This window comes from Methyloversatilis thermotolerans, assembly GCF_000372885.1.
In the GTDB taxonomy this organism is placed as follows: Bacteria; Pseudomonadota; Gammaproteobacteria; order Burkholderiales; family Rhodocyclaceae; genus Methyloversatilis; species Methyloversatilis thermotolerans.
The window spans coordinates 1,413,050-1,427,774 of the sequence record NZ_KB889967.1; the positions used below are offsets into that span (position 1 = coordinate 1,413,050).

Here is a 14,725-nt window from a genome sequence, read left to right on the forward strand (position 1 = left end):
CTGGCTCAACACTCAGCGGTCAATCGGCGCGCCGGCCGCGATCGCTGCGCCCGCCGCCGTTGCCACGCCAGCCGCCGTCGCTGCGCGGAGCGCCACCGCCGGGCCGACGCGGGCCATTACCCGGCTTGCTGCCCCAGCCACCGGGACGGCCGGCGCCGGTGCGCGGTCCGCGCGGAGCCGACGTACGCGGCTGAACCCGCGGTTCCAGGCCCGGGATGGTGTGCACCGGAATGGTGTGGCGGATGAAGCGTTCTATCGTCTTGACGCGCCGCACATCGTCACCCGATGCCAGACTGACCGCGACACCGCTACGTCCTGCACGGCCGGTGCGGCCGATACGGTGCACATAGTCTTCCGCCGACTTCGGCAGATCGAAGTTGATGACATGGCTGATGCCTGCCACATCGATGCCACGCGCCGCGACATCCGTGGCCACCAGCACGCGCAGCGCGCCGCGCCGCAGATGGCCGAGCGTGCGGTTGCGTTCGCCCTGGTGCATGTCGCCATGCAGCGCCGCCGCCAGGAAACCGTTCTCGCCGAGCGTTTCGGCGAGCTGATCGGCATCCCGCTTGGTTGCGGTGAATACGATGGCCTGCTCCACATCCTCGCCGCGCAGCAGGTGATCCAGCAGACGCTGCTTGTGGCTCAGACCGTCGGCGAACATCAGGCGCTGATCGATGTTCTCGTGACGGTTGGCAGCCGCCTGGATCTCGATGCGCTGCGCGTCCTTGGTCAGGCGTTCGGCCAGACGCATGATGCGCGGCTCGAAAGTGGCCGAGAACAGCAGAGTCTGACGGTTGTCCGGCAGACGGTCGACAATGGCTTCGATGTCTTCGATGAAACCCATGTCCAGCATGCGGTCGGCTTCATCGAGCACCAGCATTTCCAGACGACCGAAATCGATGCGCCCGCTGTCCATCTGGTCGATCAGGCGACCCGGAGTGGCCACCAGCACCTCATAGGGCTGCGCCAGCAGCTTGTTCTGCATCACATAGGAGGTTCCGCCGACGACGCTGACCGCCTTGGCGTAGCGCAGGCCGCGGCCATACTTGCGGCAGGCGTCGGTCACCTGGATGGCCAGTTCGCGGGTCGGCGTCAACACCAGCACGCGCGGACCGCGCGCCTTGACGGCCGAATCCGCGGTCAGGCGATTGAGTGCGGGCCACATGAATGCGGCGGTCTTGCCGGAGCCGGTCTGCGACGACACCATGAGGTCGCGACCTGCGAGTGCAGCAGGCACTGCCTGCTGCTGAACCGGAGTGGGTTGAGGATAGCCAGCCTCCACGATGGCACCAAGAAGGGTGTCGTGCAGACCTAGATCAGCGAATTCCATGTATTGCTTCCAGACAATGGCTTGCGCCGCGCTGCGGAAACAGCGCGGTGAAAGCGGGTTGGTCGGATCAGTTTCCGACGTTCTATCGGCACTAACCGATCAACCACGCATAGACAACGGGCGGGAGGAAAAGACGGGCCAGGGACGATAACTCATCGTGCCAGCGCCGGGGTGAACCGGGAGGGACTGCCGTGCGGGCAGAGGTAGAAAGCACGAGTTGCGCACTTTACAGACAGGCATGTATGTTTGCAAGCTGTTTATCGCATTGCAACAGTCTTGTGCTTGCCTTGCGTCAAGGAAGGCGCGCGGAACCGCGCGTGTCGGGTGCCGCAGCCGGACTGAATTCCCGCTGCTCGCGATGCAGATAGGCAAAGTGGACGTTGCGCCGATGCCACTGGGCATACCCGTACCAGTCCTCGAACCCGGGTATGTCCAGTGTCTGCGTGACCTCCTGCAGCGAAGCCCCTTGTTCGAACAATGCGTCGGTCTGACGGACGAGTTCCGCCAGGTAACGATGGGTTTCGGCCAGCATGGAGGCATCGGCCGGCGCACCGCGGGAAGGCACGACGACGCCCGGATGCAGGGCGCGGAGCTCGACCAGCGCATCCCGCCACTGCACCTCACGGCCGTTGTACAGATCGGGCAGATAGCCGTGCGCGGCCAGTTCGCCCGCGAACAGTACACCGGTTGCTTCGTCGTACAGCGCGCAAGCGCCGGGCTGGAAAGTGTGGCCCGGATGGATCAGCCGCAGACGTCGGCTCACGATGGGCAATCGACCCGTGCCATCCATGAGCAGGGTTGCCGCTGCCGGCTCCGTGTCGCTCATCATCGCCGCACCCAGGGCCGAGGTCAGCCGGTCCACACAGCCCTGACAACTGGCACGGATGAAACGGTCGGTTTCGCGATGGGCCACGACCGGGATGCCCTGCGCCTCGAACACGCCGTTGCCCAGCACATGATCGCCGCCTCCGTGCAGATTCACGACCAGCACCACCGGCTTGCCGAGCGTCCGCTGCACGAAGTCCTGCAGATGCCGCGCGAACCGCGCGCTGGTGCCCGAGCCGATCAGCACCAGCCCCGGCCCATCCTCGATCACGCCGATATTGCTGACGAAACCGGCATTGGCTGCATCGACCTCGAAACCGGGCGCCCGCAGCACGTGTATTCCAGATGCCACCTGTTCGAGCCGGAGCGGCGGCAGCGTCGCGGGCTGCGCGGCAGCGTCGGCGGCGCCCGCTACACACGACAGCCAGAAAATCGCGATGACGGCGCACAGAAGACGGGACACAATCCCGCGAAACTCGGGAACCGAAGCACCGGTCTTCGCTGCTGTGCTAGCCTCTCGCGCACCCGAGAAAACCGTCCCGGCACCGCCCCGGTGCGGGACCGTCGATAACAACCGAGGAGAATCCGCTTGAAATTCCATCGTTTTCCTGTCGCCGTCGCAACGGCTGCCGTGCTCGCATTCCCCGGACTGGCATCGGCTCACGACTATTCGACCCAGACGCGGGTCGAATTCGTTCTCGAGTGCATGCAGTCGCACGGCGGCGCCTATGAATACCTGTACAAGTGTTCCTGCCTGATCGACGAAATCTCCAAGACCCTCAAGCAGGACGATTTCATCGACATGTCCAGCATCAACCGCTACTCGCAGATGGGCGGCGAACGCGGCGGTGTGTTTCGCGACCCGGAAAATATGAAAGAGGCCAAGAAGACCTATCTGGATATCGTGAAGAAGGGCGAAAAGGCCTGCTTCATCAACAGCCGCTGAGATCGAACGCCGGGCCGCCGCCCTGTCCGCGCCACCGGCCGTCAAGCTCCAGGCGCGCGCTGAAGGGTCCAGAGCCCGATGCGATCAATCCTCCCACTCCAGTTCCGCATAGGCGGTCGTGACATTGCGTCTGTGGAACAGATCGGCGAGCGCCCAGCGCCGGGCCTCGTCGAGCGCCACCTCGGTCACTGCCTGCGACAACGAACGCCCGCCTTTGATGGCGGCGCGCGTTTCGTCGGCCACCTTCTGCAGATAGCGCCGCTGCCGTTCGAGCGCGTCGCGCCAGCCTGAACCCGGCTCGCCATGGCCGGCGACCACGCGTGTGTAGTCGCCACCGGCCAGCGCCGCAGTCACCGCGATCCAGCCCTTCAGCTTGCCGTCGATCACCGGCATGTGCTCGACGAACAGCAGGTCGCCGGCAAACAGCGTACCCGTCGCCTCGTCCAGCACAGTCAGATCGTTGTCCGTGTGGGCAGTTGGCCAGGCGCGCAGGCGCAGCGTTCGCCCGCCCAGATCCAGTTCCTCGCGATCCGCCACAGTACGCGTCGGCGGGATCAACTCCAGTCCGCGTCCGAATTCTCCCATCTGGCGCTCCGCCGACTGGATATAGCTGCGGGCGCGCGCCGCAAGCGCAGCCGGCAGACGGGCGTGGCCGATGAATTCCGGCTTGTCCGGAATGAAGGCCTGATTGCCCAGGATGTGGTCGGGGTGCACATGCGTGTTGATCACGTAGCACACCGGCAAGGCCGTCCTCGTGCGGATCGCTGCGCGCAGCGCGGCGCCCACGCTGGGCGATCCACCGGTGTCGATGACTGCCACGCAGCGGCTGCCGACTACGAATCCGGCATTGGATATCGCGCCGCGATTGTGTGCATCCTGTTCTGCGGTGACACCGTGGAAGACAAATACACCGGGAGCAATTTCATCGACCGGCAGCGGTTCGACCGCGTGCGCGGCGCCAATGGACAACAGGACAATGAGCAGACGGGCCGCGAACGACGCTGTGCGCGCACCGGAATTGCGCTTGATGAAGGGCATGGCTAGCATTAGGAAAAAGTCCCGGACCGAGGATACCGGAATCCCCACGTACATCTGTCCACCGGGCCATCGTTGCGTTGCGGCGCCGGAGGCGCGCAGCGGGATCAATGCCATGCTCCGGAGGACCCGGGCAGAATAACAAATACGAATGCCGCATCCGACACGACGACTGCTGCCGATTGCCCTGCTGCTGGTCCTGAGCTCATGTGCCGTCCGGCACGTCGAGCGTTCCCCCATCGATCCGCTCGAAGGCGAATCGCTTTATCGCGCGCGTGCGCTGGACGACGACGCGACGCGCGACTGGCTTGCGCAGCGCGATATCGACGTATCGGCGTGGCCATTGCCGGCGTGGAACGGCGACGCACTGGTGACCGCGGCTCTGCGCGAACATCCCGCGCTGGCTCGCGCCGCGGCCGCCACGCGCGCCGCTCGCGGCGCGGTACAGACCGCAGGCCTGCGTCCGCGCATGACGCTGTCACCAGACATCGAGCGCAGCAACGAACGCGATGCCGGACAGTCCGCGTGGAGCATCGGGCTCGCGCTCGACCTTGCGCTCACCGGTCAGTCCGTGCGGGAAGCGCGCATCGAGCGCGCGCAGCGGCTGGTGGATGCGGCGGTTCTCGACCAGGCCGAGGTGGTCTGGAATGTGCGCAGCCGCGCCCGCCGTGGGCTGCTGGAGCTGTGGTCGGCGGAGGGCGAACTGGCGCTTCTTGCGCAACTGGCGCAGCGCTGGCAGTCGGCGCTGACCGCCGTGCAGTCGCGCTACGACCTGGGCGCCAGCGATGCGCTGGAGCTGGGTTTGATGCGCAGCGAAGCAATGCGGGCGGAATCGAGAAGGATACAAGCGCGCCAGCGCGTGCTGATGGCGCACGGCGAGCTGGCGGACGCCCTGGCCCTTCCGCTCGATACGCTGAGCGGCCTGCGCCTGGATTTCAGCGAGTTCGAGGACGCGCCGGTCCCGGACAGCACCCCTGCACTTCCCTCGCTGGCCGCGCTGCGCGCGGGCGCCACGCTTAACCGCATCGACCTGAGGCGGGCGCTCGCCCGCCATGCGGCGAGCGAAGCAGCGCTGCAGATCGAACTGCGTGCCCAGTACCCGGAAATCCGGCTGCAGCCCGGACTGCTGTGGGACCAGGGCGCGACGGTCTGGCAGCTCGGCGCCGCGCTGCCCCTGTTCATGACGCAGAGACAAGCCGGCCCGATCGCCGAGGCCATCGCGCGCCGCGATGAGGCAGCGCAGGACTTCCTGGCGCTGCAGTCGCAGGCGCTCGCCGCGCTGGACGTCGCGCGCAGCCGATGGATGGAGGCCGGACTGGATACGCGCAGCGCACGCAACGAACGCGACGAGGCGAGCCGGCACGCGGCTCGCATGGCTCAACGCTTCGGACGTGGCGATGCGGACAGGCTGGATAACCTGCTCGCCGGAGTGCGCGCACTCGAAGCGGACATCCGGCTGCTGCAGGCGCGCACGCGCAGCCTGTCCGCCGTGCTCGCCATCGAGAACGCCCTGCAGCGCCCACTCGTCGAGCCGGCAGGCAAGGGAGCCACGCCATGAAGATCTATACCCCGCAGCGCGCGCTGTTCTTGATGGGCCTGGTCATCATCGGGCTCGTCTGGGCGCTCATCTACTTCGCGCGTGACGAGTTGAGGCTGCATGACGCGGCAGAGGATGAGCTGCGCCCGCCGTCGCTGGTCGAGCGCGACGAGAGCGGCATGCCGAGCGTGCGCCTGACACCGGCGGCGCAGAAGGCCAGCGGCATAGAGATTGCGCAGCCGCTCGCGGTGCGGGCCGGTATGGAACGCGAGGCGCAGGCCGCCGTGCTCGATGTCGAACCGCTGTTCGCGCTGCGCGCCCAGGCGCAGGAGGCGCGCGCCGAAACGGTGCGGCTGGCTGCTCAGCTTGCGCGTTCGGAAAATGAACGCGCACGCGTGCAGGCATTGTTCGACGATGACCGGAATGCCTCCGAACGCGCCCTGCAGACGGCGCGCAGCCAGGTCGAACAGGACCGTGCCGCCGTTCAGGCGGCGCGCGCGCGTGAAGGCGGTCTGCAGGCCAGTCTGCGTCAGGGCTGGGGCACGCTCGGCACGATGGGCGACGAGGACGGCGGACACCCCGATCTGCAGGCGCTGGCGCAGCGTCGCGCCTCGCTGGTCGCCGTGGCCTTGCGCGGCGAAGGGGACATCCCGGTGCAGATGCAGTTGCGACTGCCGGATGGATCGGACCTGATCGATGCGCGACGTATCGGCCCCGCGCCGCGCAACCTGTCGTTCGCTGCCGGAGAGACCTGGCTCTACCGCACCGAACGCGCGCTGCCGAGCGGCCTGCGGCTGGCTGCACGCGGCATCACCGGCAGCGAGCTGATGCACCTGGTGCCGAACAGCGCGGTGGTCTGGTACGCCGGTCTGCCATGGATCTATGTGCGCGATGACGACGAACCGGAGGAGTTCATCCGCCAGGCGCTGCCCGCCGAATCGCAACGGCCCGATGGATGGCTCGCGCCCTCGCTCGAGGACGACGCGCGCATCGTCACCCGCGGCGCGCAGCTGCTGCTGTCTGAGGAACTCAAGCATTCGCTGGCGGACGAGAACGATGACTGAGCGCACGCCCCGGTACGGACGCCCCGGAGACGCCCGGTGATCGCGGCCCTGGTGCGCTTTTCCGTCCGCCGGCCGGGCATCGTGCTGGCGCTCGCGCTGGTGGCCACGCTCTATGCCTTGAGCCGCCTGCCGCAGGCACGGCTCGACGTGTTTCCGGAATTCGCGCCGGCACAGGTCGTGATCCAGACGGAAGCGCCCGGCCTGCCGGCCGATCTGGTCGAAGCGAGGGTGACCACGCCGATCGAGGCGGCGGTATCCGGCACCCGGGGCCTCAAGGAACTGCGCTCGCAATCGATTCCCGGCCTGTCCGTGGTCACCGTCATTTTCGACGAAAAGTCCGACGTATTCGTCAACCGGCAACTGATCGCAGAGCGGCTCACCACGCTGGGCGCTGCACTGCCGCCACGCGTAACACCGGTCATCACGCCGCTCACCTCGTCCGCCTCGACATTGCTGGGCGTCGGCATCACGTCGCAACACCGGTCGCTGATGGACATGCGCTACCTGGTGGACTCGGTGGTCCGTCCTCACCTGCTGGCAGTACCCGGTGTGGCCGACGTGAACGTATTCGGAGGCGATGTCCGGCAATGGCAGATCCAGCTTGATCCATCGCGCTTGCGAGCCCTGGGCGTCACGCTGGCCGACGTCGAGGCCGCCGCGCTCGGCGCCGCTTCGGTGACCGGTGCCGGCCATGTGGAGAACGAGAACCAGCGCCTGCTGATCGCCGTCGATGCCACCCCGGCCAGCGCGCGCGCGCTCGAGCTGCTGTCCATCACGCTGCCGGATGGCCGTACGCTGTCGCTGGGTGATCTCGGCAAGGTGCGCGAGGCCGCGGCGCCGTCGATCAGTGCGGCACAGATCGACGGCACGCCGGGCGTCTTCATGATGGTGCAGGGGCAACTGGGCGCGGATACGCTGGGCGTGACCGTGTTGCTGGAAAAAGCGCTCGCTGAACTGGCACCGCTGCTCGAACGCGAACAGCTCACGCTGCACCCGGCCCTGTTCCGGCCCGCCAACTTCATCGAAACCGCGCTCGGCAACGTCCGCGCCGACGTGCTGATCGGCGCCGCGCTGGTCATCGTCGTGCTGTTCCTGTTCCTGTACAACATCCGCACCGCGCTCATTTCGGCAACCGCCATCCCGCTGTCGCTGCTGGCCGCCGTGCTTGCCTTGCTCGAGGCCGGCGCCAGCCTGAACATCATGGTGCTGGGCGGCCTGGCCATCGCGCTCGGCGAGGTGGTGGACGACGCCATCATCGACTGCGAGAACATCTATCGCCGCCTGCGCGAGAACCGCCATCTGGGCTCGCCGGTAGCGACCTGGAAGGTGGTATTCGATGCATCGATGGAGGTGCGCAGCTCTGTCGTCTACGCCACTTTCATCGTCGCACTGGTATTCGTTCCGCTGCTCACGCTGTCCGGCGTGGCCGGCAAGCTTTTCGCGCCGCTGGGCACCGCCTACATCCTGGCCATCCTGGCGTCGCTGCTGGTGGCGCTGACCGTCACGCCGGCCATGAGCTGGCTGCTGCTCGGCCGGAGCGAACTGCCGGACGATGACCCGCCGCTGATACGCTGGCTGCGGCCGCATTACGAGCGGACGCTGCGCCGCATCGAGCGGCGCCCGCACGGCGTGATCACCGCGGTCATGCTGCTGCTCACGGCCGGCATCGGCGTGCTGCCGCTGTTCGGCGGCGAGTTCATTCCGCCGCTGCGCGAGGGCCACTACATCGTCCACCTGTCCACCATTCCGGGCACGGCTCCCGGCGAAGTGCTGCGCGTAGGACAGCGGGTGACCGAGAAAATCCTCGCCATCGACGGCGTGAAGTCGGTCGCGCAGTGGGTCGGTCGCGCACAGAACGGCGCAGATCCGTTCGGGCCACACTACAGCGAGGTGGAAATCGAGATCGGTCCGCTCGACGCTGCCGAACAGGCACGCATACTGGCCGACATCCGGCGCACCGTGACCGGCGACGACGGCGACCAGGACCGCCGCGACGAAGAGGCGCAGCAGACGCTCGGTTTCCCGGGGCTGTCCTTTTCGGTCAACACCTTCCTGACCGAGCGCATTGGCGAGACGGCGTCGGGCTTTCCCGCCACGCTGGTGGTACAGGTGTTCGGCAGCAATCTGGACCGCCTCGATGCGGACGCCGACGCCGTGGCACAGGCCCTGCAACGGGTACGCGGCGCCACCGACATACAGGTACTGGCGCCGCCGGGTACCCCGGAAATCGTGATCCGGCCGCGCCTGGACAAGCTCGCCGTCTGGCGTCTGTCGCCCGATGATGTGCTGCGGGCGGCACAGACCGCCTTCGCCGGTACCCGGGTGAGCGAGGTCTATCGCGGTCCGCTGCCCACGCCGGTCGTGGTGACGCTCGATCCGGCACACCGCCGCTCGCCCAACGAAGTCGGGCGCCTGCCGCTGCGTACCCCGGACGGCCGTTTGATCGAGTTGCGCGACGTCGCCGACATCGCGCTCGAGAACGGTCGCTACAAAATCCTGCACGCGGGCGGAAAACGGGTTCAGACCATCACCGCCAATCTGGCTGCGGGCCACGATCTCGCGCAATTCAACGACGACGTGCAGCGCGCGCTGCGCGAACACGTGAAGTTCAGTCCGGGCAGCTACTACACGGTGACCGGTGCCGCCGAAGCGCAGGCGCGTGCGCGTCGGGAATTGCTCACCCACTCGCTGCTCGCCGCCGCCGCCATCGTCGTGCTGCTGATGCTGGCCTTCGGTCGCGCGCGCAATCTGGCCATCACTTTCGTGAACCTGCCCTTCGCGCTGATCGGCGGTGTACTCGCCGCGCTGGCCGGCGGCGGCTGGCTGTCGCTCGGCTCGGTGGTCGGCTTCGTCACACTGTTCGGCATCACGCTGCGCAACTCGATCATGCTGACGTCGCACTATCAGCATCTGGTCGGAACGGAGGGGCACCCGTGGAATCTCGATACCGCGGTGCTGGGCGCAGTGCAGCGCCTGCCTTCCATCCTGATGACCGCGCTGGTGACCGGCCTCGGACTGATGCCTCTGGTGCTGGGTTCAGGCGAGCCGGGACGCGAGATTGAAGGTCCGATGGCCGCCATCATTGTCGGCGGCCTCACCACATCCACCCTGCTCAACCTGCTGGTGCTGCCGACGCTGCTTCTGCACTATGGCCGCTTCGAACCCGATGAGGCGGCCTGAACGGCACTCAGTCCTGCCCGACCATGCGGCCGGCGGCCAGCCGGATGCGGCGGGCACAACGCCCCGCCAGCGCCTCGTCGTGCGTCACCAGTACCAGCGTCGTTCCCTGCTCGACATTCATGCTGAACATGAGATCGATCACCGCCGCGCCAGTCACCGCATCCAGATTGCCGGTCGGCTCGTCCGCCAGCAGCAGCCGCGGCTGCGGTGCGAAGGCGCGCGCCAGCGCCACCCGCTGCTGCTCGCCGCCGGAGAGCTGGCGCGGATAGTGATGCAGCCGGCCACCCAACCCCACCCGCTCGAGCAAAGCCGCGGACCGCTGTCTCGCCTGCTCCGCTTCGGCCAGTTCCAGCGGCAGCATCACGTTTTCCAGCGCGGTGAGCGCGGGCAGCAACTGGAAGGACTGGAATACGAAACCGACGTGCTCTCCGCGCAGCCGTGCGCGCTGATCCTCGTCGAGCGCGAAAATGTCCTGCCCGCCGATGCGAACCGAACCGGCGCTCGGCAGGTCCAGACCGGCAAGCAGTCCGAGCAGCGTGGACTTGCCGGAGCCGCTTGCGCCCACGATGGCCAGCGCTTCGCCGGACTGCACCGAGAAGGCGATATCCTCGAGTATGCGCAGCGGCTCGCCGCCGCTGCTCACCTGTTTGCCCAATCCGCTCACCTCGAGCAGGGGCTGCTGAACCGGAGTGTCTGCGTGCATGAATAAGCTGTTCGTCTTTCTGTTATGTGTGTGTTGCCAGATCGGCCTGAGCGCCCACGCGCAGACGATACTGGTCGTGGGTGACAGCCTGTCGGCCGGTTACGGGCTGCGTCAGCAGGAGGCCTGGCCGGTGCTGCTCGGCGAACGCGTGAAGCAGGCCGGATATCCGCACGTCGTCGTGAACGCCAGCACCAGCGGCGACACGACGGCAAACGGATTGTCGCGCATCGATGCCGCGCTGTCCGCACATCGCCCGTCGGTGGTCATTCTTGCGCTGGGCGCCAACGACGGTCTGCGCGGGCAGCCGCTGAAGGCCATGCAGGGCAATCTTGACGCGATGGCGAGCAAGGCCTCCGCCGTCGGCGCCCGCGTGCTGATCGCCGGCATGCAGTTGCCGCCGAACTACGGCCCCGATTACACGCAAAAGTTCTTCGCCACCTTCGCAACCGTGGCGCGCGCCCACAAGGCCGGCTACCTGCCCTTCCTGCTGGACGGCTTCGCCACCGATCGGGCCAGCTTCCAGAGTGACGGCATCCATCCGGTTGCCGCCGCGCAGCCGCGCATCGTCGACAACATCTGGCCGGTACTCAGGCCACTGCTCGGCAAACCGGTCGCCGGACGTTGAAGGAGGCGCCCGCATGAATGCCCCGCGCCGCCCCGCCGGCATCGCCCGCATCGGCGAACTGCAGGGCTTCGACATGATCATCGATACGCGCTCGCCGGCCGAATTCGCGCTCGACCACATGCCCGGCGCCATCAACTGTCCCGCACTGGACGACGCGCAGCGCGCCGAAATCGGCACCTTGTACAAGCAGGTATCGCCCTTCGTCGCCCGTCGGCGCGGTGCCGCGCTGGTGGCCATCAATATCGGCCGCCATCTGCTGGACCGGTTCCAGGACGAAGGACCGGACTGGCGCCCCCTCATCTACTGCTGGCGCGGCGGCCGGCGCAGCGGCGCCTTTGTCACCGTGTTCCGGCAGATCGGCTGGGACGCGCACCAGCTCGAAGGCGGCTACAAGTCCTACCGCCGCTCGGTGCTGGAAGCGCTGGCCACGCTGCCCGGGCGCTTCCGCTTCCGGGTGATCAGCGGCCCGACCGGCAGCGGCAAGAGCCGACTGCTCGAACGGCTGGCCGCGCGCGGCGCACAGACGCTCGATCTGGAGGCGCTGGCCGCGCACAAGGGATCGGTGCTGGGCCGTCAGCCCGGCATGACCCAGCCTTCGCAGAAGCTGTTCGAATCCCGGCTGGTACACCGCCTGGCTGGACTGGACCCGGACCGTCCGGTTCATGTGGAAGCGGAAAGCAAGCGCGTCGGATTGATCACGCTGCCGCAGTCGCTGCTGGACGCCCTGCACAATGCACCGTGCGTGCGACTGGAACTGCCTGCGCCGGTACGCACCGAATTCCTGCTGCGCGATTACCGCTACATGATGGATGACGTGGAGAACCTGATCGGGCAACTTGCGCGACTGACCGAATTGCGCGGCCGCGAAACGGTGACGCGCTGGAGCGATCTGGCGCGCGCCGGGCGCTGGACGGAACTGGTGACCGACCTGCTGGCCTCGCACTACGACCCGCTGTACGCACGCTCGCAGGGCGGGCGCTTCCGGCAGCATGCAGACGCCCCCGTCCTCACCGTCGACCGCGTTGACGATGCCGGGCTGGATACGCTCGTCGATCAGGTGCTGGCGCTGGATGGCGGCAAGCGGCCGGCGTCCGCGTCGCCGGCCGTGATCGCGCAAATGCGCTGAACCACCGCCGGGGACGGCCGGTCCACCCGCCCCTGTTCGAATGCCATCACCCGGCCCCAGCCCCGCGCCCAGTCGTACAGCTCATCCGGATGCAGCAGAAAATCGGGACTGGATGGCTTGCCCAGGCGTTCATTGCCCGCCATGAAGGTTTCGTAGATGAGCATGCCGCCCGGCCGCAGCAGGTCGGCGAGCCAGCCCAGCCGCGGCCGGAACAGATAGCGCGTCACCACCACGGCATCGAAGCCCGCGCGTTCGCCGCCCTCGGCCGACCACGGCCACACACCGTTTTCAAGATCGACGCACAGCGTATCCACGCCGGTTACGTCGTGCAGCGTGGCCAGCGCCTGCGCGTCGCGGTCAACCGCCAGCACATGCGCCCCGTGCCCCGCCAGCCAGCGCGCGTGACGGCCACTGCCCGACGCGTAGTCGAGCACACGGGCGCCCCGCGGCAGCAGACCGGAAAAACGGACCACCCAGTCCGATGGAGGCGCTGGCTGAAAGTGTGAATGAGACGGCATCGCGGGCTCTTATTCGGGGTTCAGGCAATATTGCGGACACATTATGATCGATGGCAGGAGTGGGGTCTCCGCATCCCGGACACACGGGCACCCGATGGACGGAAGGCTCTCCAAGGACACGAATGCCCCTCAAGAAGGATTTGGCGGCGCCCTTTGCGGGTGCAAGGACCTCGCTGCTGTGGCGGGCGATGCCGCTCGCCCTGATTGCCGGCGTGCTGGCCGGCACCGAATCGCTGCCCATCGGACTGGCCGTGTTCGCGATGTGCATGGCCATCATTTCCATCACCTTGCGCAACTTCGAACAGTTCGACGATCACGCCGAAGCGCAGCGCGTGGAAGCGGTGCGTCTGCGCGACTACACCGAACTTGCGACGGACTGGCACTGGGAAACCGATGCCGAGCTGCGCATGCGTCACGCGCATGCCGAGGAACCGCTGCACACCCAGCTCGGGCTGCAGGCCGTCGCCGGGCGTCGCCTGTGGGAGATCGAAGGTCTGGCGCCGGTACATGGCGACTGGGAAGAATGCCATCGCCAGCTCGAACAGGGCCAGCCGCTGTGGCTGCATCTGGTGCTTCGCCTGCCCGATGGCGTTCTGCGCCACATCGAACTGCGAGGACGACCGGTGCGGAACCGGGACCGTCAGTTGGTCGGATATCGCGGCACCGGGCGCGACGAAACCGCCTTCGTACAATCGACGCGCGCGCTTCGCGAACTGGAAACCCGCCACCGGGAAATGGTGAATCATCTGCGGGAAGTCGTGTTCCGCATCGATGCGCGCGGCCGCTTCACCTATCTCAATCGGGCGTGGGAAGCGCTCACCGGCCAGCCGGTGAGCCAGGCGATCGGCCAGCGCGTGCTGCGCTGGCTCAGCAAGGACGAAGCGCGCTACCTGCTGTCACGGCTGGAGCCTCTGCTGCAGGGGCGTCGCGAATCCATGCAGATCGAAGTGCGCACCGGTACCGGCAGCGCATCGGCGCGCTGGCTGGAAATCGCCATCGGCGCCCGCTTCGATGCCGGCGGGAAGCTGGAAAGCCTGTCCGGCAGCATAGAAGACATCACCCAGCGCAAACAGGCCGAAGCCACGCTGTATGACCTGAATGCCGAGCTGGAGCGCCGCGTGAAGCGCCGCACCGCCGAACTGGAAGCGTCCAACCGGGAACTCGAATCCTTCTCGTATTCGGTGTCGCACGACCTGCGCAATCCACTGCGCGCCATCGACGGCTTTTCGCAGATCATCATCGAGGACTACGGTGACCGGCTCGACACGACCGCCCACAGCCACCTGAACCGCATACGCGCCGCATCGCAGAAACTGTCCGCACTGATCGACGACCTGCTGGAACTGGGCCGCCTCAGCCGCGCACCGATCAGCCGTACCGAAGTGGACATGTCCGCTCTGGCGCGCGCCATCATGCGCGACCTGCTGGCCGAATCGCCGGAGCGCGAAGGCAAGCTGGCCATCGGCACCCACCTGATGGCACGTGTGGATCCAGTGCTGGCGCGGGTCATGCTGGAGCACCTGCTGCGCAATGCCTGGAAATTCACCTCCGAGCGCACGCCGGCCGAAATCGAATTCGACGCCCGTCTGCGCAACAGGGAAGTGGTGTTCCATATCCGCGACAATGGCGTGGGCTTCGACATGGCGCATGCCGCACAGTTGTTCAAGCCGTTCAACCGATTGCACGACCAGGGCGACCGCACGGGCACCGGCATCGGTCTGGCCACCGTCGCCCGCATCGTGTCACGCCACGGAGGACGCATCTGGGCCGAAGGCAGCCCGGGCAAGGGCGCGAGCTTTTTCTTCACGCTGCCGGATCCGGCAAACTGACGAT

12 protein-coding genes are annotated in these 14,725 nt (G+C 67.1%); 7 read left to right on the forward strand and 5 right to left on the reverse strand.

What is annotated here, in order from left to right:
- Positions 1 to 19 precede the first annotated feature (19 nt).
- Together A3Q7_RS0106010 and A3Q7_RS0106015 are read right to left on the reverse strand one after the other, a co-directional pair.
- On the reverse strand, positions 20 to 1,333 hold the full coding sequence (locus A3Q7_RS0106010; RefSeq protein WP_018410956.1) for a DEAD/DEAH box helicase: 1,314 nt from the start codon (positions 1,331 to 1,333) through the stop codon (positions 20 to 22).
- Between the two features lie 292 nt (positions 1,334 to 1,625).
- Positions 1,626 to 2,621 (reverse strand): MBL fold metallo-hydrolase, encoded by a 996-nt coding sequence (locus A3Q7_RS0106015; RefSeq protein WP_018410957.1) that lies wholly within the window; start codon positions 2,619 to 2,621, stop codon positions 1,626 to 1,628.
- Positions 2,622 to 2,747: 126 nt separating this feature from the next.
- Between A3Q7_RS0106015 and A3Q7_RS0106020 the strand changes: the two genes are divergently transcribed.
- Positions 2,748 to 3,104, forward strand: a complete 357-nt coding sequence (locus A3Q7_RS0106020; protein ID WP_026224545.1) for a hypothetical protein — start codon at positions 2,748 to 2,750, stop codon at positions 3,102 to 3,104.
- A gap of 84 nt (positions 3,105 to 3,188) precedes the next feature.
- On the opposite strand, the gene A3Q7_RS0106025 is transcribed toward A3Q7_RS0106020, so the two are convergent.
- Positions 3,189 to 4,151 (reverse strand): quinoprotein relay system zinc metallohydrolase 2, encoded by a 963-nt coding sequence (locus tag A3Q7_RS0106025; protein WP_232417844.1) that lies wholly within the window; start codon positions 4,149 to 4,151, stop codon positions 3,189 to 3,191.
- 139 nt (positions 4,152 to 4,290) lie between these two features.
- On the opposite strand from A3Q7_RS0106025, the gene A3Q7_RS0106030 reads away from it, so the two are divergent.
- The 3 genes from A3Q7_RS0106030 to A3Q7_RS0106040 are packed head-to-tail and all read left to right on the forward strand — an operon-like array spanning position 4,291 to position 9,920.
- On the forward strand, positions 4,291 to 5,697 hold the full coding sequence (locus A3Q7_RS0106030) for a TolC family protein (RefSeq protein ID WP_018410960.1): 1,407 nt from the start codon (positions 4,291 to 4,293) through the stop codon (positions 5,695 to 5,697).
- Positions 5,694 to 6,740 (forward strand): HlyD family secretion protein, encoded by a 1,047-nt coding sequence (locus A3Q7_RS0106035; RefSeq protein ID WP_018410961.1) that lies wholly within the window; start codon positions 5,694 to 5,696, stop codon positions 6,738 to 6,740. The genes A3Q7_RS0106030 and A3Q7_RS0106035 overlap by 4 nt, the downstream gene beginning before the upstream one ends.
- A gap of 36 nt (positions 6,741 to 6,776) precedes the next feature.
- On the forward strand, positions 6,777 to 9,920 hold the full coding sequence (locus A3Q7_RS0106040; protein WP_018410962.1) for an efflux RND transporter permease subunit: 3,144 nt from the start codon (positions 6,777 to 6,779) through the stop codon (positions 9,918 to 9,920).
- Between the two features lie 7 nt (positions 9,921 to 9,927).
- Here A3Q7_RS0106040 and A3Q7_RS0106045 read toward each other — a convergent pair whose 3' ends face one another.
- Positions 9,928 to 10,623 carry an ABC transporter ATP-binding protein gene (locus A3Q7_RS0106045; RefSeq protein ID WP_018410963.1) on the reverse strand — a complete coding sequence of 232 codons (696 nt, stop codon included), beginning with the start codon at positions 10,621 to 10,623 and terminating at the stop codon, positions 9,928 to 9,930.
- Between A3Q7_RS0106045 and A3Q7_RS0106050 the strand changes: the two genes are divergently transcribed.
- Both A3Q7_RS0106050 and mnmH read left to right on the forward strand, forming a co-directional pair.
- On the forward strand, positions 10,622 to 11,248 hold the full coding sequence (locus tag A3Q7_RS0106050) for an arylesterase (RefSeq protein ID WP_026224546.1): 627 nt from the start codon (positions 10,622 to 10,624) through the stop codon (positions 11,246 to 11,248). The two genes, A3Q7_RS0106045 and A3Q7_RS0106050, sit on opposite strands and share 2 nt — an antisense overlap.
- Positions 11,249 to 11,261: 13 nt before the next feature.
- Positions 11,262 to 12,374: a tRNA 2-selenouridine(34) synthase MnmH gene (gene mnmH / locus A3Q7_RS0106055; protein ID WP_018410965.1), complete on the forward strand. Its 1,113-nt coding sequence runs from the start codon at positions 11,262 to 11,264 to the stop codon at positions 12,372 to 12,374.
- Here mnmH and A3Q7_RS0106060 read toward each other — a convergent pair.
- Entirely contained in the window at positions 12,302 to 12,892 is a 591-nt protein-coding gene (locus A3Q7_RS0106060; protein WP_040570677.1) for a class I SAM-dependent methyltransferase, read from the reverse strand. The genes mnmH and A3Q7_RS0106060 overlap by 73 nt on opposite strands.
- A gap of 122 nt (positions 12,893 to 13,014) precedes the next feature.
- Between A3Q7_RS0106060 and A3Q7_RS20265 the strand changes: the two genes are divergently transcribed.
- Entirely contained in the window at positions 13,015 to 14,721 is a 1,707-nt protein-coding gene (locus tag A3Q7_RS20265) for a sensor histidine kinase (RefSeq protein WP_018410967.1), read from the forward strand.
- Positions 14,722 to 14,725 lie beyond the last annotated feature (4 nt).

What these genes read in the sequence shown, in the direction of transcription:
- A3Q7_RS0106045 (WP_018410963.1), bottom strand. Translation starts at nt 10,623, where the DNA reads ATGCACGCAGACACTCCGGTTCAGCAGCCCCTGCTCGAGGTGAGCGGA.
- mnmH (WP_018410965.1), top strand. Translation starts at nt 11,262, where the DNA reads ATGAATGCCCCGCGCCGCCCCGCCGGCATCGCCCGCATCGGCGAACTG.
- A3Q7_RS0106030 (WP_018410960.1), top strand. Translation starts at nt 4,291, where the DNA reads ATGCCGCATCCGACACGACGACTGCTGCCGATTGCCCTGCTGCTGGTC.
- A3Q7_RS0106035 (WP_018410961.1), top strand. Translation starts at nt 5,694, where the DNA reads ATGAAGATCTATACCCCGCAGCGCGCGCTGTTCTTGATGGGCCTGGTC.
- A3Q7_RS0106050 (WP_026224546.1), top strand. Translation starts at nt 10,622, where the DNA reads ATGAATAAGCTGTTCGTCTTTCTGTTATGTGTGTGTTGCCAGATCGGC.
- A3Q7_RS20265 (WP_018410967.1), top strand. Translation starts at nt 13,015, where the DNA reads ATGCCCCTCAAGAAGGATTTGGCGGCGCCCTTTGCGGGTGCAAGGACC.
- A3Q7_RS0106025 (WP_232417844.1), bottom strand. Translation starts at nt 4,151, where the DNA reads ATGCTAGCCATGCCCTTCATCAAGCGCAATTCCGGTGCGCGCACAGCG.
- A3Q7_RS0106010 (WP_018410956.1), bottom strand. Translation starts at nt 1,333, where the DNA reads ATGGAATTCGCTGATCTAGGTCTGCACGACACCCTTCTTGGTGCCATC.
- A3Q7_RS0106060 (WP_040570677.1), bottom strand. Translation starts at nt 12,892, where the DNA reads ATGCCGTCTCATTCACACTTTCAGCCAGCGCCTCCATCGGACTGGGTG.